This is a genomic window from Rhodoferax sp. GW821-FHT07F03, from assembly GCF_059418745.1.
Window position 1 is genome coordinate 119700 of record NZ_JBWKQM010000015.1, and the last position, 21931, is coordinate 141630.

21 protein-coding genes and 1 pseudogene are annotated in these 21931 nt (G+C 64.4%); 10 read left to right on the plus strand and 12 right to left on the minus strand.

The window, feature by feature from the left end:
- Positions 1-4 precede the first annotated feature (4 nt).
- The 3 genes from moeA to moaA are packed head-to-tail and all read right to left on the minus strand — an operon-like array spanning position 5 to position 3073.
- A complete protein-coding gene (gene moeA, locus AC07R0_RS21955; RefSeq protein ID WP_495106453.1) occupies positions 5-1360 on the minus strand; it encodes a molybdopterin molybdotransferase MoeA in 1356 nt (451 codons plus the stop codon).
- The gene (gene mobA, locus AC07R0_RS21960) at positions 1357-1971 is read right to left on the minus strand and encodes a molybdenum cofactor guanylyltransferase MobA (protein ID WP_495106454.1); all 615 of its coding nucleotides are present in this window, start codon (positions 1969-1971) and stop codon (positions 1357-1359) included. Before mobA ends, moeA begins: the two co-directional genes overlap by 4 nt.
- Positions 1964-3073, minus strand: a complete 1110-nt coding sequence (gene moaA / locus AC07R0_RS21965; RefSeq protein ID WP_495106455.1) for a GTP 3',8-cyclase MoaA — start codon at positions 3071-3073, stop codon at positions 1964-1966. The genes mobA and moaA overlap by 8 nt, the downstream gene beginning before the upstream one ends.
- Before the next feature lie 352 nt (positions 3074-3425).
- On the opposite strand from moaA, the gene AC07R0_RS21970 reads away from it, so the two are divergent.
- The gene (locus AC07R0_RS21970; protein WP_495106456.1) at positions 3426-3866 is read left to right on the plus strand and encodes a potassium channel family protein; all 441 of its coding nucleotides are present in this window, start codon (positions 3426-3428) and stop codon (positions 3864-3866) included.
- Between the two features lie 64 nt (positions 3867-3930).
- Positions 3931-4422 (plus strand): OmpA family protein, encoded by a 492-nt coding sequence (locus AC07R0_RS21975; protein ID WP_495106457.1) that lies wholly within the window; start codon positions 3931-3933, stop codon positions 4420-4422.
- A gap of 69 nt (positions 4423-4491) precedes the next feature.
- Here AC07R0_RS21975 and AC07R0_RS21980 read toward each other — a convergent pair whose 3' ends face one another.
- On the minus strand, positions 4492-6549 hold the full coding sequence (locus AC07R0_RS21980; RefSeq protein WP_495106458.1) for a sodium-translocating pyrophosphatase: 2058 nt from the start codon (positions 6547-6549) through the stop codon (positions 4492-4494).
- 374 nt (positions 6550-6923) lie between these two features.
- Here AC07R0_RS21980 and AC07R0_RS21985 point away from each other — a divergent pair, with 374 nt between their 5' ends.
- The 3 genes from AC07R0_RS21985 (at position 6924) to AC07R0_RS21995 (ending at position 9624) form a co-directional block, all read left to right on the plus strand.
- Positions 6924-8498, plus strand: coding sequence for a YfaP family protein (locus tag AC07R0_RS21985; protein ID WP_495106459.1), 1575 nt, complete (start codon positions 6924-6926; stop codon positions 8496-8498).
- Positions 8499-8653: 155 nt separating this feature from the next.
- Entirely contained in the window at positions 8654-9184 is a 531-nt protein-coding gene (gene ppa / locus AC07R0_RS21990) for an inorganic diphosphatase (RefSeq protein ID WP_495074791.1), read from the plus strand.
- A gap of 80 nt (positions 9185-9264) precedes the next feature.
- Positions 9265-9624 (plus strand): translation initiation factor Sui1, encoded by a 360-nt coding sequence (locus AC07R0_RS21995; protein WP_495106460.1) that lies wholly within the window; start codon positions 9265-9267, stop codon positions 9622-9624.
- Positions 9625-9662: 38 nt separating this feature from the next.
- Here the strand turns inward: AC07R0_RS21995 and AC07R0_RS22000 are convergent, their stop codons facing one another.
- Positions 9663-10649 (minus strand): Gfo/Idh/MocA family protein, encoded by a 987-nt coding sequence (locus AC07R0_RS22000; protein ID WP_495106461.1) that lies wholly within the window; start codon positions 10647-10649, stop codon positions 9663-9665.
- A gap of 127 nt (positions 10650-10776) precedes the next feature.
- Between AC07R0_RS22000 and AC07R0_RS22005 the strand changes: the two genes are divergently transcribed.
- From AC07R0_RS22005 to AC07R0_RS22015, 3 genes are all read left to right on the plus strand, one after another.
- Entirely contained in the window at positions 10777-11364 is a 588-nt protein-coding gene (locus AC07R0_RS22005) for a DUF4337 domain-containing protein (RefSeq protein WP_495106462.1), read from the plus strand.
- Positions 11365-11463: 99 nt separating this feature from the next.
- A complete protein-coding gene (locus tag AC07R0_RS22010; protein ID WP_495106463.1) occupies positions 11464-11670 on the plus strand; it encodes a DUF3820 family protein in 207 nt (68 codons plus the stop codon).
- A 68-nt stretch (positions 11671-11738) separates the two neighbouring features.
- Positions 11739-13562 (plus strand): diguanylate cyclase domain-containing protein, encoded by a 1824-nt coding sequence (locus AC07R0_RS22015; protein ID WP_495106464.1) that lies wholly within the window; start codon positions 11739-11741, stop codon positions 13560-13562.
- On the opposite strand, the gene AC07R0_RS22020 is transcribed toward AC07R0_RS22015, so the two are convergent.
- Positions 13540-14529 (minus strand): LLM class flavin-dependent oxidoreductase, encoded by a 990-nt coding sequence (locus tag AC07R0_RS22020; RefSeq protein WP_495106465.1) that lies wholly within the window; start codon positions 14527-14529, stop codon positions 13540-13542. The two genes, AC07R0_RS22015 and AC07R0_RS22020, sit on opposite strands and share 23 nt — an antisense overlap.
- 199 nt (positions 14530-14728) lie before the next feature.
- Entirely contained in the window at positions 14729-15325 is a 597-nt protein-coding gene (locus AC07R0_RS22025) for a hypothetical protein (RefSeq protein WP_495106466.1), read from the minus strand.
- Between the two features lie 213 nt (positions 15326-15538).
- On the opposite strand from AC07R0_RS22025, the gene AC07R0_RS22030 reads away from it, so the two are divergent.
- Complete coding sequence (locus AC07R0_RS22030) at positions 15539-16123, plus strand: glutathione peroxidase (RefSeq protein ID WP_495106467.1); 585 nt, start codon at positions 15539-15541, stop codon at positions 16121-16123.
- Here AC07R0_RS22030 and AC07R0_RS22035 read toward each other — a convergent pair.
- From AC07R0_RS22035 to AC07R0_RS22055, 5 genes and pseudogenes are all read right to left on the minus strand, one after another.
- On the minus strand, positions 16120-17028 hold the full coding sequence (locus AC07R0_RS22035) for a LysR substrate-binding domain-containing protein (RefSeq protein ID WP_495106468.1): 909 nt from the start codon (positions 17026-17028) through the stop codon (positions 16120-16122). The two genes, AC07R0_RS22030 and AC07R0_RS22035, sit on opposite strands and share 4 nt — an antisense overlap.
- 130 nt (positions 17029-17158) lie before the next feature.
- Positions 17159-17494, minus strand: a pseudogene (locus tag AC07R0_RS22040) (RidA family protein); the annotation flags it as partial.
- Positions 17495-17889: 395 nt separating this feature from the next.
- Entirely contained in the window at positions 17890-19281 is a 1392-nt protein-coding gene (locus AC07R0_RS22045; RefSeq protein ID WP_495106469.1) for a sensor histidine kinase N-terminal domain-containing protein, read from the minus strand.
- Positions 19278-19952 (minus strand): response regulator, encoded by a 675-nt coding sequence (locus AC07R0_RS22050; protein ID WP_495106470.1) that lies wholly within the window; start codon positions 19950-19952, stop codon positions 19278-19280. The genes AC07R0_RS22045 and AC07R0_RS22050 overlap by 4 nt, the downstream gene beginning before the upstream one ends.
- A gap of 35 nt (positions 19953-19987) precedes the next feature.
- Positions 19988-20803, minus strand: a complete 816-nt coding sequence (locus AC07R0_RS22055; RefSeq protein ID WP_495106471.1) for an AraC family ligand binding domain-containing protein — start codon at positions 20801-20803, stop codon at positions 19988-19990.
- Between the two features lie 107 nt (positions 20804-20910).
- On the opposite strand from AC07R0_RS22055, the gene AC07R0_RS22060 reads away from it, so the two are divergent.
- Positions 20911-21834, plus strand: a complete 924-nt coding sequence (locus tag AC07R0_RS22060; protein WP_495074776.1) for a DMT family transporter — start codon at positions 20911-20913, stop codon at positions 21832-21834.
- The last annotated feature ends 97 nt before the right edge of the window (positions 21835-21931 follow it).

A 21931-nucleotide genomic window follows, 5' to 3' on the forward strand; every position in this document is an offset into this window, starting at 1 on the left:
GTTCCTAGCCCTCTAGCAGCATCACGTCTACGGCATCGCCCTCGGCCACATCGCCCTGCGCCTCGGGCAAGACCACCAGCACGTCGGCCTGCACCACGGAGCTGAGGATGCCCGAGCCCTGGTTGCCCACCAGGCGCACACCGCACTGGCCATTTTCGGTGCGGCACAGCGTGCCGCGTGGGAATTCGCTGCGGCCTGGCCGTTTGCGTATGGCCTGCATGCTGCGGGCCCGTAATAGAGGCTGTGGGGCAGCGTGCGCGGGGTTGCAGCCCATCATCTGCAGCAGCACTGGGCGTACCAGTACCGTAAAAGCCACCGCCACTGCGACTGGGTTGCCAGGCAGGCCCAATAGCAGAGCGTCGGATTTGCTGCGTTTTTCATAGCTGCCAGCGTAGGTATTATCTGCACCAGAGCCGTTTTTTTCTTGTAATTCTTGCAAGGCACCTGCGCGGATGCGGCCGACTGCCATGGGCCGGCCCGGGCGCATCGCCAGCTGCCAAAACACCACATCGCCCAGTGCGGCCATCATGTTGCGTGTGTGGTCGGCATCGCCGGTGCTGACACCGCCGCTGGTGAGAATCGCATCGGCCTGCCGGGCTGCCTGGGCCAAGGTGGTTTGCAGCTGGGCTGGGTCGTCGCGCACCACGCCCAGGTCCAGTATCTCCACGCCCAGCCGGGTCAGCAGGCCAAACAGGGTGTAGCGGTTGCTGTCGAATACGGCGCCGGCCCGAGGCGCCTCGCCCGGGCTGAGGATTTCATCGCCGGTGGAGAAGTAAGCCACCCGCAGCCGGCGGTACACCCTGACCTGAGCCAGGCCCAGGCTGGCCAGCAGGCCCAGGGCCGCAGGGGCCAGGCGGTCGCCCTGGTGCATGGCGGCCTGGCCTTGCTGCACGTCTTCACCGGCCAGGCGGCGGTTGGCACCCCGCCGCAGCTGGCTGGGGTCGAAATGGATGCAGCCAGCCTGCAGCTGCACGCGTTCATGCGGCACCACGCTGTCCAGACCCGGCGGCATGGGCGCACCGGTCATGATCTTCAGGCACTGGCCTGCGGCGATGGGGGTGGACCAGGTATGGCCTGCGAGCACCTGGCCGACCACCTGCAGTGACAGGGTCTGGCCGCCCTGCAGCTGTGCGCCGTCGAAGGCATAGCCGTCCATGGCCGAGTTGTCGTGCGGCGGTACGCTGACGGGGGACACCACGTCCGCCGCCAGTACCCGGCCCAGCGCCTGCAGGATGTCCACGGTTTCTGTCTCAGTCACCGGTGTGGCCAGGGCTGACAGAAAGGCCTGGGCCGCCGGCACCGGCAGGTTCAGCGGGTTGTAGCCGGGGATGGTGGCCGCAATGGCGTCGGTAGTCTTCATCGTTCCAGGCCGCGTAGCTCGGCCAAGGTGTTCGCATTGGAGAAAGCCTGGGCGTCGTCGAATGCCACTGTGGCCGTACGGTGCTGGGCCAGCCAGACGGCCACTTTGCGACCGCCTTGCTGCAGATACTGCGCCAGGCTGGCGTGCATGTCGCTGCGCATCAGGCAGAACACCGGCTGGCTGCGCAGGCTGCCACTGGGGTCTCTGGATGCAGCCACGGCCATATCGGCCTGGTCCGCCAGCAATGCAGCGCCCAGGCGGGCCACCAGGTCGGCGGGGAAGAGCGGGGCATCGCAAGGCACGCAGGCCAGGTAGGCCGTGGGGCAGTGGGCCAGGCCGGCCAGCATGCCGGCCAGCGGGCCAGCATAGTCGTCTTCCAACTCGGACTCGGCATCGGTCCACACCGGGATACCAAAGGCCGCATAGTCGGCCAGATGGCGGTTGGCGCTGAGCATCAGGCTGCCCACCTGCGGTCGTAGTCGGGTCAGCGCGTGTTGGGCCAGCGTCTTGCCTTTGAAGGCCTGCAGGCCCTTGTCCAGGCCGCCCATGCGCGCACCCTGGCCGCCGGCGAGCACCAGTCCGGTGACGTCTTGCAACGCCAACTCAGCCACCGATGTAACTCATTTCCACCCGCCGCGCCGCCGGGCCGGTGTCGGCTGCCAGGCCCGAGCGCAGCTCGGAATAGCGGTCACTGCGGCCTTGCCAGATGCCGCGCAGGGCGTTGCCGAGCTGGGTATCGTTGGCGCCGCTGCGCAGCAGGTCGCGCAGGTCATGGCCCTGGCTGGCGAACAGGCATAGGTAGACGCGGCCGTCGGTGGACAGGCGGGCGCGGTTGCAGTCCCGGCAGAAGGCCTGGGTCACGCTGCTGATGACGCCCACCTCGCCGCTGCCATCGGCGTAGGCCCAGCGCTGCGCGGTTTCGCCGGGCGCACTGGGCGCCAGCGCCCGCAGCGGCCACTCGGTTTGCAGCGTTTGTATGACTTCGGCCGAGGGCACGACCTGGTCCATGCGCCAACCGTTGGTGGCGCCCACGTCCATGTATTCGATAAAGCGCAGCACCATGCCGCTGCCCTTGAAGTAGCGGGCCATGGGCAGGATTTCATGCTCGTTGGTGCCGCGCTGCACCACCATATTGATCTTCAACCCGCCGCCTGCTCCCAGGCCGGCTTTGTGCGCGGCTTCCAGCCCGTCCAGCACGGTGCGCACCGGAAAGTCCACATCGTTCATGCGGCGGAACACCGTGTCGTCCAGGCCGTCCAGGCTGACGGTCAGGCGTTGCAGCCCGGCATCTTTCAAAGCCTGGGCCTTGCGTGCCAGCAGGGCGCCATTGGTGGTCAGGGTCAGGTCCAGCGGCTGGCCATCGGGCGTGCGCAATGCGGCCAGTTGGGCGACCAGCACCTCGATGTTCTTGCGCAGCAGGGGTTCGCCGCCGGTCAGCCGGATCTTGCGCACGCCCTGGGCCACGAAGATTTGCGCCAGGCGGGTGATTTCCTCGAAGCTCAGCAGCGCGCTGTGCGGCAGATAGGGGTAGTCCTTGTCGAACACTTCCTTGGGCATGCAGTAGCTGCATCGGAAGTTGCAGCGGTCGGTCACGCTGATGCGCAGGTCGTGCAGCGGGCGCCCCAGTTGGTCGGCCAGCGGCCCGGCTGTGGGGGCGAGGCTGCTCGGCGCGAGCTGGCGCTGGTCTCGCAGGGGAATGACACGGCGTGGCATTTAAATCGGCTGGGCAAAGTGGGGCTCAGCGGCCGAGGGCGGCACCAAGCGCGTCCTTGCCATGGGCGGCCTGCCAGCGCGGAGCGCAAGCCGGGTCCTGGCAAGGGGTACAAAGGTCGTGTTCATGGAGTTTCCGATTGTGCCAGTGCCTGGCTGGGCTGCCAGATGTCAGCAGCGCTGCCCGGGCTGTCTGCTGGGATCTGCAGTAATAGTGGTGATGCTATAAATTTAGTAGCTTATAGCGCAGGTGGAACGAGCGCAAGGGGCATATTTCCCATATAGGTTTGTGGACATCTCAGTTCTTGATCTGGATCAAGCCGCCTGTCCGGTGCAGCGCTTCCAATGTAGCGCTATGCGACGTGTACGAGCGCGCCATTTCTTCATCACCCGACGCGGGTTGTGGTATTCGCTGGCCTTGGGCTTGCTCATCATGGGCCTGGGCGGGGCGGGCTTTTGGCTGCTGGAGCCGCGCGTGCATACCTTTGGCGACGGCCTGTGGCTGGCCTTTACCACGGCCGCCACGGTGGGCTACGGCGATATGGTGCCGAGCACCCATGCGTCCCGGTTTTTCGCGGTGATCGTGGTACTGCTGGGGCTGGCGATTTTGTCCCTGGTGACCGCTTCGGTGGCCGCCATGTTCGTGGAGACCGAGGAGCGCCAGATTGAGCGCGATCTGCTGCGGGAAATCGCAGCGCTGCACAGCGAAGTGCGCGAGCTACGGCAATTGATACAGGCCCAGCATGCCCTTTCCCCCGGCACAGAGGGCTCCGTCCGGCAGGCGCCACCAAGCTAGGAGAGCCGGCTTGCGTCACGCCAGCCCTCTACAATCGCGCCACATTTTTTGGAGAGCTTTCACCATGTTTTCTTCGGACAAAGACGATAGCCAGAGCGCTGCATTCGTAATTCTGTTTGCCGTTGTGGCTGCTGCCGTGGCCTTTGCGATTGGCATGGGCATCTACAAGACCCACAGTGCCAAGCCCAAGACTGCGCCCGCAGTGCAAGAGGTGCTGGACGTGGAAGGTGCCAGCGTGAAGGTGGAAAACGGTGTGGTCAAGTTCTACTTCGCTACCGCCAAGGCCGACGTGGCCCAGGGCGCCGATGTGGCGCTGGCCGAGGTGGTCAAGCTGGCGGGCGAGGGCAAGAGCCTGCGCATCAGCGGCTTCCATGACGCCACCGGCGACCAGGTCAAGAACGAAGAGCTGGCCAAGTTGCGCGCCTTTGCCGTGCGTGAGCTGTTGGTAGGTCTGGGTGTGGCCCAGGACAAGATCGAACTGGTCAAGCCTGAAGCGCTGACCGGCTCTGGCAGCAACGCCGAAGCACGCCGCGTGGAAGTTGTCGCGCTGCCCTGAGCTTCTCGTTAGACGCAAAAAAGCCGCAGTGCCCATGGCGGGCGCTGCGGCTTTTTACATGGTGGCGCCTTATTTGCCGCCGTGGATCTGCATCACCAGCGGCACGATCAGCAGGGCCACGATGTTGATGATCTTGATCAGCGGGTTCACCGCCGGGCCGGCCGTGTCCTTGTAGGGGTCGCCCACGGTGTCGCCGGTGACGGCGGCCTTGTGGGTTTCCGAGCCCTTGCCGCCGTGGTGGCCGTCTTCGATGTATTTCTTGGCGTTGTCCCAGGCGCCGCCGCCGGTGCACATGCTGATAGCCACGAACAGGCCGGTGACGATGGTGCCCATCAGCAGGCCACCTAGGGCCGCAGGCCCCAGCAGCAGGCCGACCAGGATTGGCACTACTACCGGCAGCAATGAGGGGATCATCATTTCCTTGATCGCCGCGGTGGTCAGCATGTCGACCGCCTTGCCGTATTCGGGCTTGGCCGTGCCTTCCATGATGCCCTTGATCTCGCGGAACTGGCGGCGCACTTCGACCACCACGCTGCCGGCGGCGCGGCCCACGGCCTCCATCGCCATCGCCCCGAACAGGTAGGGGATCAGGCCGCCGATGAACAGGCCGATGATGACCATCGGATTGCTCAGGTCGAAGGTGATCTTGCTGCCATAGGCATCGAGCTTGTGCGTGTAGTCGGCAAACAGCACCAGTGCGGCCAACCCGGCCGAGCCGATGGCATAGCCCTTGGTGACGGCCTTGGTGGTGTTGCCCACGGCGTCCAGCGGGTCGGTCACATCGCGTACGCTCTTGGGCATCTCGGCCATTTCGGCAATGCCGCCGGCGTTGTCGGTGATCGGGCCGTAGGCGTCCAGGGCCACCACGATGCCGGCCATGCTCAGCATGGATGTGGCGGCAATCGCAATGCCGTACAGGCCGGCCAGGTGGAAGGCGGTCCAGATGGCGATGCAGACAAAGATCACCGGCCAGGCGGTGGAGCGCATGGACACGCCCAGGCCTGCAATGATGTTGGTGCCGTGGCCGGTGGTCGATGCCTGGGCGATGTGCTGCACCGGCGCGTACTGCGTGCCGGTGTAGTACTCGGTGATCCACACCAGCGCGGCGGTCAGCACCAGGCCGACGGCGCAGGCGCCATACAGCTTCATGGCTGCGCCCGTGCCGCCCAGCGCGTTGTCGGGCACCAGGGCTTGGGTGACGAAATAGAAGGCGATCAGCGACAGCACGCCGGCCACCGCCAGGCCCTTGTACAGCGCTGGCATCACGTTCTTCATGCCAGGCGATGCCACCACGAAGAAGCAGCCGATGATGGATGCCACGATGGACACCGCACCTAGCGCCAGCGGATACACCACGGTGCTGGCGCCGCCGCCGGTGGCCAGCAAGGCGCCCAGCACCATGGTGGCGATCAGCGTGACCGCATAGGTCTCGAACAGGTCGGCAGCCATGCCCGCACAGTCGCCCACGTTGTCGCCCACGTTGTCGGCGATCACCGCCGGGTTGCGTGGGTCGTCTTCCGGGATGCCGGCTTCGACCTTGCCGACCAGATCCGCGCCTACGTCGGCCCCCTTGGTGAAGATGCCGCCGCCGAGGCGGGCGAAGATGGAGATCAGCGACGAGCCGAAGGCAAAGCCGATCAGCGGGTTCAACCGGGCTGCGGTGGGGGCGCCGTCCGGCACCAGAAACCAGTAGAAACCCGTCACGCCTAGCAGACCCAGTCCCACCACCAGCATGCCGGTGATGGCACCGCCGCGGAACGCCACGGTGAGCGCCGGGCCTATGCCCTTGGTGGCCGCCTGCGCGGTGCGCACATTGGCGCGTACCGAGACATTCATGCCGATGAAACCGCAGGCGCCGGACAGGGCTGCGCCCACCACGAAACCGATGGCCGAGATGGGGTCGAGAAAGATGCCGATGAGGATGGCCAGCACCACGCCGACGATGGCGATGGTGCGGTACTGCCGGGCCAGATAGGCGGCTGCGCCGGTCTGGATGGCGGCGGCAATTTCTTGCATGCGCGGGTTGCCGGCGTCTTGCGAAAGGATCCAGCTGCGGGCCCAGAAACCGTAGGCCACCGCAATGAATCCACATATGAGCGCCAGTGTCAGCGCTGTGTTACCTGCCATAGGAATGTCTCCTTTTTTGTCGTTGTCGCGTGATGGAAGCACAACGCTAGCGTGGTACCCCCGCTGCGTTGCTTCCTCGCGCATCCGACGTCCAAAGAGGCGGAGACGATTGGCCAACGTCACCAATATAAAGGAAAAACAGTTGCTGCACTGCGGTAACTCTTTGTGTCCAGTATGTAAACCGAGGGCTGGCACTCTAAATTCGCAACGCACCCCAATTCAGCACCGCGACGCATCTTTGCGCGGCGCATGTGAGGTGCGTAACCATAGCCCTTGGACGCATTCGACCGGGGGCTGGCGCGGACTTGTGGAGCCAGGCATCCATGCCTTGAGGCCTACAGGTTCTGTCATTTCCCATGTATGAAGGGTGTCCTATGCGGTTCTCAAAAACTTATTGGCGTGGCTTAGCCATAGGCCTGGTGGCTTCGGTCTTCCTGGTGGCCTGCGGTGGCGACGGTGGTTCTGGTTCCACCTCCAGCACTCCGGTTTCGACAACCGGCGTCGCAGGCAAAGTGCTGGACGATGCGACCGGACTGGGCGTTGGGGGCGTGACGGTGCGCGTGGGAAGCCTGTCTACCACCACGGCGGCCGACGGTACTTTCAGCCTCACCGGTCTTACGGCGAGCAGCCGCGTGACGGTAGTCTTTGCCTCCAGCGACTACGCCGAAGGCGTGCGCATTGCCAATGTGGTGGCCGATGCCCGTACCGATGTGCAGGCCCGTTTGGTCAAGGTCGGTGCCAGCGGCACGGTTCCGGTTACGGCTGGTGGCACGGTCACGGTGCCCAGCAGCACCGCGCAGGTCACCTTGTCCGCAAATAGCGTGCAGCGTGCCGATGGCAGTCTTCCCACGGGCAATATCACGGTCAGCATCACGCCCATCAACCCGGCTGTGGATACGACCCTGATGCCCGGCGACTTCCTGACCTCCACGGGCAGCGGCAATGTGCCGATTGAAAGCTTTGGCGCGCTCAATGTGGTGCTGACCGACAGCACGGGTGCCGCGCTGAATCTGCGCAGCGGCCAGACCGCCACCATCCGCATCCCCCTGGCTTCGCGCAATGCATCCGTGCCCTCGACCATCCCGCTGTTTTACTTCAACACCAGCACCGGCTTGTGGGTGCAGGAAGGCACGGCGACTCTGGTGGGTTCTGGCGCATCGGCCTACTACGAAGGCACGGTCAGCCACTTCACTACCTGGAACGCCGACCAGACCTACAACACCATCATCGTCCATGGCTGCATGAAGAATGCGGCGGGTGCCGTGGTGGCGAATGCGTTGGTCGCCAGCGACGGGATCGACTACTCCGGCACCAGCTCGGTCTACACCGATGCCAGCGGTAACTTCAGCCTGCCTATCCGCAGCAACAGCATTGCCACCATCGTGGGCGTGTCCGGCGGATTTTTGACCAATACCGTGCAGAACACGGCCAGTGCGAACGACATCACCTTGCCCGCCTGCCTTTCACTCGGCCAAACCGGCGCCGGCATCACCATGAAGCTGACCTGGGGCGCTTTGCCCAACGACCTGGATTCGCACCTGATCACCCCAGCGGGTGACCATGTGTACTATTCGGACAAGGGCGCCTTGATAGAAGCTCCCTTTGCTAACCTGGACGTGGACGACACCTCCAGCTACGGCCCCGAGGTTGTGACCATCACCAAGCTGATGGTGGGTACCTACAAGTACAGCGTACGCAACTACTCGGGCTATTCCGACGGCCCCATCGCTACATCGGGCGCGCGGGTCGAGGTGAATATTCCAGGACGCACCCTGCAGCTGATTACGCCGCCCGCCACGGGCGAGTCGTCGAACACGGACTACTGGAATCTGTTCGAGTTCGACGTCAGCGCCAGCTGCGTGGTCACCGTACGTCCCGTGGGCACTTACACCACCGATTTGCCCACGATTCCGGCAAGCACCACGCCGCAGTACTGCACACCCAGCTGATAGCGGCTAGAGCGCTGCGAAGCGGGCGACACAGCACCTGGTGGCTGTGTCGCCTTTTTACTTTTGGCTTTGCCGTCAGGCTGGCGTCACCGCTGTGAGGCAAAATCACGGGTTAACCAGAATCCGATTTCTCAACTCCTAACTGCAACACCACCATGTCCCTGAATAAAGTGACCCCTGGCAAGAATGCCCCCGATGCCTTCAACGTCGTGATTGAAATCCCGATGAACGCGGACCCGATCAAGTACGAAGTGGACAAGGAGTCTGGCGCGCTGTTCGTGGACCGTTTCATGACCACGGCCATGCACTACCCCACGAACTACGGCTACGTGCCCCAGACCCTGAGCGGCGACGGCGACCCGGTGGACGTGCTGGTGATCACCCCGTACCCGCTGTACCCCGGCGTGGTTGTGCCCTGCCGCCCCCTGGGCATTTTGCTGATGGAAGACGAAGCTGGCGTGGACGGCAAGGTGCTGGCCGTGCCCACCGACAAGATTCTGCCCATGTACACCCACTGGAAGAGCGTGGATGACGTGAACAAGATGCGCCTGAACGCCATCAGCCACTTCTTTGAGCACTACAAGGACCTGGAAAAGGGCAAGTGGGTCAAGGTGCTGGGCTGGGAAGGTATTGACGCGGCCAAGAAGGAAATCCTCGAAGGCATCGCCAATTACACCAAGGGCTAAGCCCTCTCGGCGGTTGTAGCCAAATCGGCACCTAGCGCAGGTACTACCAGCGCTAGGTGCTATTTTTTATAGTAATGGGTATGAAAAGCAAACTCTCCAGCGGCGGCCTGGTGTACTCCACCGAAACCGGCCGCATGTGCCCGACCTGCCGCAAGCCGGTGGCCGACTGCATCTGTGGCCAGAAGCCGCTACCCAAGACCGATGGCATCGTGCGTGTGTCGCGTGAAACCAAGGGCCGGGCCGGCAAGGGCGTCACCCTGGTTAAGGGCGTGCCCTTGGACCTGGCGGGGCTGACCGCGTTGGGCAAGCAGCTCAAGGCGGCCTGCGGCAGCGGTGGCACGGTGAAGGACGGTGTGATTGAGGTACAGGGCGACCACGTTGACACGGTGATCGCGCTGCTGCAAAAGCAGGGCTACACGGTCAAGCGCGCGGGCGGCTAGGCCGTGTGATCAACCGCGTGGTCGGTTCGGTCAATTGATCAATCGAGCGGGCGGTTGATTTGCTCCATCACCCAGGCCGTGCGCTGCGCGGTCTGCCCGGTGGAGGGGTGCGTGGCTAGCCCGGCCACGTGTTTTTGCATGTTCTCGATATGGAACAGCTGGATGTTCTCCGGGTGGGCGATTTCCACGCTCTGGCAGCCCTGGCTGTTGCGTAGCAGCAGCGGCTGGTTGCCAAACACCGAAAACTCTATCGTCCCCTGGCTGCCCAGGATGGTGACGGCGTCCACGCGCTCGGCGGCACCAAAGTTCCAGTAACCCGAGCCCAGCGCGCCGCTAGCAAACTGCCAGACCCCGGTGACCGCGTCCTCGGCCGCATACAGGCCCTGCTGCTGTGCGTGGAAGCCCTGGGCGTGCACGATGTCGCCCAGCAGATGCATGCACAGGTCCAGCCCGTGGCAGGCCAGGTCGGCAAAGTAGCCACCGCCGGCCACTTGCGGGTCGGTGCGCCAGTTGGGCGTTTTGGCCAGGTCGGTCGGGCTGGGCGTGCGGGTATAAGCCCAGTGCACATGGCGCACGTTGCCGATGGCGCCCTGGTCCAGCCATTTTTTGACTTGCGCAAAGCGCGGCAGTGAACGCCGGTAGTAAGACACGAACAGCGGCAGGCCCGCCGCTTCAAAGGCGGCGCACATCTCCAGGCATTCGCGGTGGTTCAGCGCCATGGGCTTTTCCACGCAGCAGATTTTTCCAGCTGCGGCCACCTGGAGTGCATAGAAGTGGTGGCTGTCCGGCGGTGTGGCGATGTAGACGGCATTGACCTGCGGGTTGTGGATCAACGCTTCGGCATCGGTGGTCCAGCTGGGTACGCCGTGCCGCTCTGCGTAGGACTGGGCCAGGGTGGCGTCGCGGCGCATCACCGCCGCCAGGCGCGAATGCGCCACCTTGTTGAAGGCAGGGCCGCTCTTGAGTTCGGTCACGGCGCCGCAGCCGATGATGCCCCAGGCCAGGGGGGAGTTCGAGGGGTGCATGCGCAAAGTGTACGGGCGGCCCCGCGGTGTTCTTGTATCCTCGGGCGCCGATCTTGTCCCCAGCTGTGGGGGCAGGGTCTGCGCATGACGATTCGTATAACTTTTATAAATTCTCAGGAAAACAGGTATGTCTAGTGAAGGGTTTCACGTCCACGGTCCGCATGACCACGAGTTGGAGCATGCCACCCAAGGCGCAAATGGTGCGCACGGCGGCGGCATGGTGAACCAGATTGCGATGTTCACCGCCATCATCGCTACGGTGGGGGCCATCTTTTCCTATATGGGCGGGGCAACGCAAGCCAATGCGGGGCTGTACAAGAACAATGCCGCGCTGAAAAAGGCGGAGGCCTCCAACCAATGGAATTACTACCAGGCCAAGAGCACCAAGCAGGCGTTGGCTGAGCTGGCGATGAACCTGTCGCCAGAGGCCACGAAATCCGCCTATCAGGCCAAGGTGGAACGCTACGAGAAGGAAAAGGACGGCATCAAGACGGTGGCCGAAAAGCTGGAAACCGAAGTCGTCGAATGGGACGAAAAAAGCGATGAGCAGATGCACCTGCACCACCGCTGGGCCCAGGCCACCACGGTGCTGCAAATCTCTATCGCCATGGCCGCCATCGCGCTGCTGACCAAGAAGAAATGGCTGGAATACGCAATGTTTGGTACCGGCGGCCTGGGCGTGCTGGTGGGGGCGCTTGCCGTTTTCCACATATAGGTAACTCGGCAGCTCCCTGTGGAGCGTATCCCCAATATTGGGTACGTCGTGCACTTGGCGTGCGCAGGGTCCATTTTTGGGATTGTTACATTTGCAGATATGGACTCTGAACAATTGCAGCGCCTGGTCAGCGTGCAAATGCCGTTTGGCAAGCACAAGGGCACGGTCATCGCCGACCTGCCCGGCAACTACCTGAACTGGTTTGCACGTGAGGGCTTCCCGCCGGGTGACATTGGCCGGCTGCTGGCCTTGATGCACGAGATCGACCATAACGGCCTGAAAGAGCTGCTGCGGCCCTTGCGTTAGCGCTTCTGCAGGGTACAGCCCGCCAAGGGCACTTAAAATACAATAATTTACAATCAGTAACAAACCTGATGCATTCGCCATTTCCCTCGCAATCTGTGCTGCGCCTGTTATGGCGGGTGCTGCTGTGCGTGGGTTTGCTGCTGCCGCTGGGCGCATGGGCGCAGGCCGAGGCGGTGCTGGATGTGCAAAGCTGGCGCCAGGACCTGTGGCCGGCCGTGCAGGTGCTGCCAGATGCCACGGGTCGCATGGATATCGGCCAGGTGCAGGAGGCCGGCGCTGATTTCGCGCCGCCGCAGACCGCCCGCTCCACCCTGGGCATGCGCTCTGCACCTGTGTGGTTGCGCATACCGGTGCGCCTGGAGCCGTCTGCCGGGACGGATTGGGCGCTAGAGCTGGACTACCCGGTGTTGAACCGCCTGGACATCTACCTGGTGCGCGACGGCCAGGTGTTGCAGCAGGCCCTGCTGGGCAATTTGCACCAGAACCTGGAGCGTCCGCGTGCCGCCCGTTCGCCGACCGTGTCTTTGCGCATGCAGCCGGGCCAGGCCTACACCCTGTACATCCGCGTGCAGACCAGTGGCGCCATGGTGCTGCCCATTACGCTGAATACACAGGCCGCGTTTTTGGAGCATGCGCTGCGCGAGCAGATGCTGCAGGGCCTGATGCTGGGTCTGTCGCTATGCCTGCTGATGTACAGCCTGATGCACTGGCTGGGCGTACGCGACCCGCTGTTTTTGAAGTACGCGTTGATCGTGGTGGGTGGCCTGGTGTTTTCGCTGCTGCAGTTTGGCGTGGGCGTTCAGTACCTGTGGGCCGGCAATCGGTGGCTGGAGCTGCACCTGGCGGCACTATCTGCGCTTGCATCTACCTGCGGCTTCTTCCTGTTTTTTGAGCATGTGCTGGCGGGGCCGGGGGCATACCGCCATTTCAGCCGCGCCATGCGTGCGGGCGCGCTGGCTTCTGCGCTGGTGGCGCTGGTGTATGCGCTGGACTTGCTCAGCACCCGTGCGGTCAGTCCGCTGGTCGGGCTGTTGGGGGCCTTGCCGTCTCTGCTGGCCTTGCCGCCGGCCTGGCGTCGGGTGCGCCAGGGCAACGCGATGGGCGTCTACCTGGTATTGGGCGCATTGGTGTATTTCTTTGCAGTCTTGACCATGGTGGGCGTGTTGTATGGCGTGGTGGGGGTGAATTTCTGGACCCAGCACTCCGTGCAATGGGCGGCGCTGCTGGACCTGCTGATGTTGATGCGCCTGCTGGCCCTGCGCAGCCGGGCCACGCAGGCCAAGGTCGTGCGCGTCACCCAGGAGCGCGACGCCATGCATTCCCTGGCACATACCGACCCGTTGACCGATCTGCCCAACCGCCGTGGCCTGAGCCTGGCGCTGGAACAGGCCCTGGCCCAATGCGGCCCGCACAGCATGGTGGCGGTGTATGTGCTGGATCTGGACGGCTTCAAGCCGGTGAACGACCAGTACGGCCACGATGTGGGCGATGTGCTGCTCAGCGCCGTGGCGGTCCGGTTGCAAGTGCTGGTGCGCAGCAGCGACCTGGTGTCGCGCATGGGGGGCGACGAGTTCGTCATCGTGGCCCGCGGCCTGCACACCGACCGCCAGGCGCAAGACCTGGGCCACAAGCTGCTGGAGGCCTTCCATGCGCCGTTTGACCTGGGGCAGCACAGTTTCCAGGTCGGCCTGACCATAGGCTACGCCCTGGCGCCACTGGACGGCGTGGACCCCAAGATGCTGCTCAAGCTGGCCGATGCTGGCATGTACCAGGGCAAGCAGGGAGGCAAGCACTGCCTGCGCCGTTTCGACCCCGCGCAGGCCGTGCCTGAGCCCAGCCTGTGGGTGGACACCCACGCGCCCACGCGGGCTAACGCTGCGCGCGCAAGCTAGCAGTGATCTCGTAAGAGCGCAGCCGCGCCTGGTGGTCGAAGATCTGCGACGTCAGCATCAGCTCGTCCGCACCCGTGCGCTCAATGAAAGCCTGTAATGCCCGGCGCACCGAGTCGGGCGAGCCCACCGCAGCGCAGGACAAAGAGTTGTCCAGCATGGCCTTGTCGGCCGGGTGCAGGCGCTCGGCGAAGCCGTCTACCGGCGGCGGCAACTGGGACGGGCGGCCGCTACGCAGGTTCACAAATGCCTGCTGCAGCGAGCTGAACAGAAACTGCCCGGCCGCGTCCGTGTCCGCCGCAAACACATTGAAGCCCAGCATCACATAGGGCTTGGCCAACTGCTTGGACGGCTTGAAGCGCGCCCGGTAAATCTCGATGGCCGACAGCATGTCACCCGGCGCGAAATGCGAGGCAAACGCGTAGGGCAGGCCCAATTCGGCCGCTAGCTGCGCACCAAAGGTGCTGGAGCCCAGAATCCACAGCGGTACCTCCAGCCCGGCGCCGGGTACGGCCCGCAGCGTCTGCCCTTCCTGCACCGGGGCAAAGTAGTGCTGTAGCTCCAGCACGTCGCGGGGGAACTGCTGGGCATCGGTTTGCAGGTCGCGCCGCAGCGCACGGGAAGTGGCTTGGTCCGAGCCGGGCGCGCGGCCCAGGCCCAGGTCGATGCGGCCGGGGAACAGCGACTCCAGCGTGCCGAACTGCTCGGCAATCACCAGTGGCGAATGGTTGGGCAGCATGATGCCGCCAGCGCCCACTCGGATGCTGCGCGTGCCCGCCGCCACATGGCCGATGACGACCGCCGTGGCCGCGCTGGCAATGCCGCGCATGCCATGGTGCTCGGCCAGCCAGTAGCGCTGGTAGCCCCAGGTTTCGGCATGCTGCGCCAGGTCCAGCGTGTGGCGAAAAGCATCGACCGCGGTGCTGCCTTCGGCAATCGGGGCCAGGTCCAGAACGGAAAAGGGAATCATGTTTTGCTTTGCAGATAAAACAAGCCTCCAGCGCAGATATATCGTGCGCAAGATGCTATGAAAAATGAAGTAAGTGCCCAGGCGGCATAAAGATGGGCAGCGTAGCAGCCGGCCGGGGCTGGTGTGTACTTGGGGCTGATTCGCCACATGGCAACCAGAGTCTTTGCAGCCAGTGCAACCGGGTTATGCGTGTTTGTGTCTAGGGCCCCGCCTTCAGCACGATGGGGATGCCTGCCACGCCCGTGCCCACGGTGCCCATCTGCAGCTGTGCCTGGGCCAGGCTGTCGGGTACGGTGAATTCCACCCAGCCCTCCATGTTGCTATTGCCGCGCACCAGTTCGTTGAGTTCATTCACCGGCGCCAGCAGGCTGCCGTCGGCCAGCAGGCGGAAGGAGGCGCTCCAGAAGTTACCGTCGTAGCGACTGTTGTTGGCTACGCGCACCTGGAACTTCAGGCTGCGCTGGCCGGGGTTTTGCGGCAGCAGTTGGGCGTTGAGGATGCGGTAGCTCAGCGTGTCTGCCACCATCTCCACCCGCTCGGGCAGCACGACGCTGAGCTGCGCCGCGGCGGGTGCGGATGCGGCTACCGCCGCGGTGGAGGGGGCGGCATTGGTGGGGGCTGGTGGCATACCAGCGCTGGAGGGTGGAGTGGCCGTTGGCGCAGGCGTGCGGCCCAGCCAGCCGGCCTGGTGCAGCGCTGTCACCAGCGCGGTGACCGCGGTGATGGCGCCCGCCACCGCGGTCAGGATACCGGGCAGGGTCTGCCACCAGCTTTTGGATCGGGGGTCTTCGTCCATATGCGCCTTCCGGGTAGAGGGGCGGCCCGTGGCGCCGCCGGCTGCGCAAAATTATGGCGCAAGCACCCTGGTTTGTGGTGCTCTGTTTTTGATAGCTGTTACCGCTCGCATTACCTGCGCAATAGGTCTTTTTTCTGCATAAAACCGCGCGCACCACGCGGAATGCCAACTGGGCTAGAGTCAACGGTCGAGACTTCCGTCCAAGGAACCACCATGCAATTGCTCTTCCGCCTTCTTTCTGTGGCTGCGTTGGTGCTCATAGGGCAGGGCGCGCAGGCCGTAACGCCAGTCGGCCCGGGCACGGCCACCGGCCAGGCCGCCTGCCCGGCCATCCTGCAATACCAGTTTCCGCGTCTGCAGGACGAGGCACCGCAGAACCTCTGCCAGTATGCGGGCAAGGCGGTGCTGGTGGTCAATACCGCCAGCTACTGCGGCTTCACCAGCCAGTACGAGGGGCTGGAGGCGCTGTACGCCAAGTACCAGCCGCGCGGCCTGGTGGTGCTGGGCTTTCCGTCGAATGACTTCGGCGGGCAGGAACCTGGTTCGGCCAAGGAGATTGCTGACTTTTGCTACAACACCTATGGCGTGAAGTTCCCCATGTTGGGCAAGTCGGTTGTCTCCGGTGCGGCACGCAACGGCCTGTATGCCGCGCTGGACAAGGCCACCGGCCAGGCGCCGCGATGGAACTTCCACAAATACCTGATAGACCGCAGCGGCAAGGTGGTGGCCAGCTTCCCCAGCGACGTCACGCCCGACAACCCGGCGCTGCTGCAGGCCGTTGACCAAGCCCTGCGCTAGGCGGTGGCTGCTTGCAGCCAGCGCAAGAAGGTCGTGACCAGCGGCCGGTCTTCGGTGCGCTCGGGCAGCACGCAGTAGTAGGCCCGGTCATAGCTAGGGTCACTGGCCGGGGTCTGCGCGCAGGCGATCACCAGTTCACCGCGCTGCAGCTCGGCCTCCACCAGCAGACGCGGCACCAGGGCCAGACCCAGGCCCTGGGCGGCTGCGGCGGCAGTCATGGAAAACAGCTCGTAGCGCGGCCCGTGCAGGGCCAAGGGTGCGGTTACGTCCAGCGCATCAAACCACTGGCGCCAGCCCTCGGGCCGGGTGCTTTGCTGCAGCAGCGGGCGCTGCGCCATGGCCTCGGGGCTCAGGCTGCCGTGGCCGCCCAGAAAGCCCGGGCTGCACACCGGCACCATGTCTTCGCCCAGCAGGCGCACGGCGCGCGTGCCGGCCCAGTTGGCCACCTGCTCGGCGGTGCCGGTGTACAGCGCTGCATCAAACGGCGTGTCGGCAAACAGGAACGGCCGGGTGCGGGTTTCGATGTGCACCGTGGTGTCCGGGTGCAGCGCAGCCCAGGCTGGTAGGCGCGGTATCAGCCAGCGCGTGGCAAAGGTGGGCACGGCGGCCAGGTGCAGGGTGCCGGCGCTGCCCTGGGATGACATGGCCTGCAGCGTGTCCTGCTCCAGCCCCTGCAGTCGTGCTGCGACCTGCTGGGCGTATTCGGCGCCGCGCTCGGTCAGCGCCACGCCGTGGCGGGTGCGCCGGAACAACGCCATGCCCAGGAATTCCTCCAGCGCCGTGATCTGCCGCGACACCGCACCCTGCGTCAGCGCCAGCTCTTGGGCGGCGCGGGTGTAGCTTTCATGGCGGGCGGCGGCGTCCAGGCAGGCCAGGGCCTGTAGGGAGGGGATTTTTCTGCGCATGGTGTGCGCAATATACATGTTTGACGGTTTGTGCTGCTGCGGTATTTATAGCTGCTTGCGCAGATATTCTGTGCGCTAGAGGCCGGAAACTCTTAAATATCCAGCTGGTAAGACATGCGGTTTATGCATGCTATCTGCGTGCGCTGCCGTCAGCGTAGGCCGTCAAGTTCATGGTCATCAAGGCGCCTTGCTTGGGCAGGTCGGCTACGCAGATGACGGTACGGGCAGGACGGTGGGCGCCGAACACTTCTGCATAGGCGCGGTTCATTTCCTGGAAATCTCCGACCTGCTTCAGGAAAACGTGGACATGCATGACGTTTTCCAAAGTGGCACCCACCTCTGCGAGCATGGCACGGAAGTTTTTCACGATTTGTCGTGCCTGGCTGTAGGCGTCGGTGCCGGCCATCTGGCCAGTGGCCGGGTCTACGCCGGGCGTTCCCGAGATGCTGATGAAGGGGCCAGCCTTGGTGAGGTGGCTGTTAGAACGTGTTCAAGGTCTTTTTGGGGCCGCGCAGGTGCCTGTTCGGGATGCGCAGCTAGGCACAAAACCCAAGCCAAGGCTTCTGCCTTGGCTGGTTTTGTAACGACGTTGAGCGCCCGAACAGGCACCTGCCCTCCGGGTTGGGGTGAAATCGGGCGATTTGTCCGCCAGAACCCTTGCATGGGCAGAGAGCCCATGCTGCGGTCTCCGACAGCCAACTCATCCCGATTGCACCCCAACGCGGCCCCAAAAAGACCTTGAACACGTTCTAAGGACCAATGGGTTCAAACATTCCGGCGGGGGTGATGGTTTCGACGTGCATGGGTGTGTGTGCGAGGTGGTTGATGGCCGCAATCCGCTGGATCGTGGCCTTGGGTGCTTTAGCGGTGAGTGTGCCTATTTTCCTGTGCGCCAGGGCTGCTCCTTTGCACCCGGACCTGCATGCCTTGCCCGTTTTCGCAAGCGCCAAAAACCACCGCCAGGCGCTGCAAGTTAGCAATCCGCTGCACGATGGAGATACCCAGGCCGCTGCCTATTTCCGTCTGCCCGCGTGGCCGGTGAAAGCGTGTGCCCAGGTTGGCCAGGTCTTCCGCGCTGAGCGGCGGGCCGGCGTTTTCCACCACCATCTCGTCCGTTGTAAACCGCAGCGTCACCAGCGTACTTTGTGGGGCGTAGCGTATGGCGTTGTCCAGCAGGTTGCGCAGCAGCATGGCGAGCAGGCCGCTATCGCCTTGCATGGCCAGGGCGGACTGGCCCTCGGCGGGCCATTCGCAGGCTAGTTCGATGTGCCTGCGCTCGGCCAGCGGCAGGCAGTCGCCCATGGTCTGCTCAACAATGCGCGGCCAGTCCACCGGGGCGTGGAGCAAGGCGGTGTTGTCTGAACCTAACCGTGCTTCCACGCGCGACAGTGCCAGCATCTGCATGACCAGCCGGTCGGTACGGTCCAGGCCGGTGCTGAACCGGGCCTGCGCCTGTTCGCGCTCGGGCCCGCTGTGCGATCGGCGCACCACGTCCCATTGCGCGCGCAATACGGCCAGCGGCGTGCGCAGCTCGTGCGCAGCGTCGGCGGTGAAGCGGCGCTCGCGTTCCAGTGTGTCTTCGATGCGGGCGAACAGGTGGTTCATGGCCACCAGCAGCGGCTGCAACTCCGCGGGTGCGCGCAGCGGCGAGACCGGCTGCAAATCCTGTGCATCGCGCTCTTGCAGCTCGGTGGTCAGGGTGCGGATGGGCTGCAATGCCTGTCGCACCGCCCAGGCCATGGCGACCAGCAGAAACGGCAGCATCAACAGCCAGGGCATGAGCTGGCCGAAGGTCAGGCCCGTTACCAGTTCGCGGCGTTCAGCCACATCCTGGCCAGCGGCGATAAGCCATTCACCGTTTGGCGACGGCAGGTAGTACACCCGCCAGGCATTGCCATGGACCTGCGCATCCACAAATCCCGCTGCGCCACTGTGGCGCTGCAGTTGCATGCCTTCTCGGTCGGTCAGCATCAGCTCCCCTTTGGCATTCCATACCGCGACGGCCAGCTGCCGTACATCGTCCTTGTCATCGTCGTACAGATCTTTTACGGTGGGTTCGGCGGGGGCTTGCAGCGCAGCTGCGTGGTTGTGTTTGAGCAGGGCCTGAACCTGCCGGGCCAGGCGGACCAACTCGCTGTCGTAGAGCTCATTCACCTCGTGGCGCGCATGGGTGAAGGATGCGACCAGCGTCACGGCCCATACCAGCGGCGCGCACAGCAGCAGGTACAGCAACAGGCGGCGCTGCAGGCTCATGGCTCGGCTTCTCCAGAGCCCAGGGCGTAGCCCACACCGCGCAGCGTGCGCACGATGCCCGGTGCGATTTTGCGGCGCAGGTGGTGCACATGCACTTCCAGTGTGTTGCTCTCGGGCTCTGCGCTGTTCCAGTCGTATAGCTTTTCCTGAAGATGGGCCTTGGACAGCACGCGCTGTGGATGCTTCAGCAGGGCTTCCAGCAGAGCCAGTTCACGGCCCGTCAGTTCGATGCTTTTGCCCTTCCAGAGTACCGCTTTGGTGGCCGGGTTGTATTCCAGCGCGCCGTGCTGCCATACCGAGTGCGCGTGGCCGGAGGTGCGGCGCAGCACGGCCCGCAGGCGCGCCGCGAGTTCATCCACGGTGATGGGTTTAATCAGGTAGTCGTCGGCCCCGCTGTCCAGCCCAGTAATGCTGTGGGCCGCGCCGTCGCGGGCCGTCAGAATCAGCATGGGTACGGTGAAGCCTGCATTGCGCCAACGCGCCAGCCAGTGCAAGCCGTCAACGCCTGGCAAGCCCAGGTCCAGCACCACGGCGTCAAAGGTGGTGGCCGCCAGGGCTGCGTTCGCTTGCGTGCCGTCGCCAAACCAGTCCACTACATGGCCCAGCTGGCGCAAGCCGGTGGACAGGGCTTCGCCCAACAAAAGGTCGTCCTCGACAATCAATACCCGCACACAAGCCTCCCAGGCACTCTAGGGTGCCGTGGCCATTATCTGGCACGCGTCAGGCCATGCGCCTCCACCACCCCTTTGCGAAATTCGTCCGGTGTGACCCCCATCAGCTTGCGGAACATGCTGATGAAGGCGGAGGCGCTGCCGTAGCCCAGGTCCAGGGCGATCGTCTCTACCGTTTGGCCGGCCTCCAACAGCGGCATGGCTTTGACGGCACGCAGGCGCTGGCGCCATTCAATGAAGGACATGCCCAGGTCGCGCTGGAAACGGCGCAGCAGGGTGCGCTCGGTGCTGTGCACGGCACTGGCGATTTCGGGCAGGGTGCGGTTGTCACCCGGGTTGTCTTCCAGCAGCTGCAGCACGGCGGCCAGCAGCGGGTCGTCCGATGTGGGCAGGTAGCTGCCGGCGCAGGGGGCTTGGGCCAACTGGTCTACCAGCACCTGCAGCAGGCGTTCCTGCTCTGCGCTGCGGGGCAGGGCAGGAGGGTGCTGGCGCAGATGCTCCAGCAGGGCGCGTACCAGCGGGCTGAGGGTGAGCGCGCAAGTGGAGCTTGGCAGGGCTTGGCAGAGTTCTTCGGCCACGTAGAGCGAGCAGTGGCAGGCTTCGTAGCGGTTCATGCCGGTGTGTTCCACATGCGGCGGCAGCCAGATGCCGTACTGCGGCGGGGCCAGGTAGTGGTGGTCGGCAAGCTTCACCTCCAGCACGCCGCTGAACGAGTAGACGAACTCGCCCCAGGCATGGCGGTGCTGCGGGTAGGTGGATTCGGCCTGCATGTGCGCAGTGCGAAAGAAGATGGGCGCGGGCAGGCTCTGGCTGAACGGTGGCAGCCGCAGGTGCTTGGCGGTGGCGGGCATGGCGGTTTGGCTGTTGTACGGTATGGTTTGGCGTATTTTCGCTATATCCATCAAAACAGTCTACGGGACAATGCAGGGCCACGTAAACCCAGCCGCAAAGGAAACCCATGGAACCCCGCAAACCCCTAGACGCCCGCGCCAGCAGCATTATGCTGGTGCTGTGCATGACCTGGGGGCTGCAGCAGGTGTTGATCAAGGCCACGGCGGGCGATATGGCGCCGATTCTGCAGATCGGGCTGCGCTCGGGCGTGGCCGCGCTGCTGGTGGGTCTGCTGATGCTGTGGCAGCGCGAGCCGGGCATGGACTGGGCCGGCACCTGGCGGCCGGGGCTGGTGGCGGGCGGGCTGTTCTCGTTCGAATACCTGCTGGTGGGCGAGGGCATGCGTTTCACCACGGCTTCGCACATGGCGGTGTTTCTCTATACCGCGCCGATTTTTGTGGCGCTGGGCCTGCACTGGCGCTTCCCGTCCGAGCGGCTGAGCCCGGTAAAGTGGCTGGGCATAGGCGTGGCCTTCACCGGCATTGTGGTGACTTTCACCGGACGCGCGGCACCCGCGGTGGGGGCTGGGCAGAACATGTTGCTGGGCGATCTGCTGGGCCTGCTGGCGGGTGCGTCCTGGGGTGCGACTACGGTGGTGCTGCGCTCGACCAGCTTGTCGCGGGCGCCGGCAGCGCAGACCCTGCTGTACCAGCTGGTGGCCGCTTTTGTGCTGCTCGTGCTGGCGGCCATGGGCCTGGGCCAGCTTGCCGTGCATGGCACGCCCTTGTTGTGGGGCAGCCTGGCCTTTCAGGCGGTGGGTGTGTCGTTTGTGAGTTTTCTAGTGTGGTTCTGGCTGCTGCGCCGCTACCTGGCCTCGCCGCTGAGCGTGTTTTCGTTCCTGACGCCGCTGTTCGGCATGGCTTTCGGCGTGTGGCTGCTGAACGAGCCGCTGGAGGCCAGCTTTCTGGCCGGTGCGGCGCTGGTGCTGGCCGGCGTGTTGCTGGTCAGCAGCGACGGCTGGCTGCAACAGTGGCGCCAGCGCATGGGCTGATTGGAGTGCGTAGAGCACACAATGAAGTGATGGCGTTGCTGCAATTTTGCTAGCTGGTGGCGCAGATATATTCTGCGCAATATGCCAATTTGGCAAT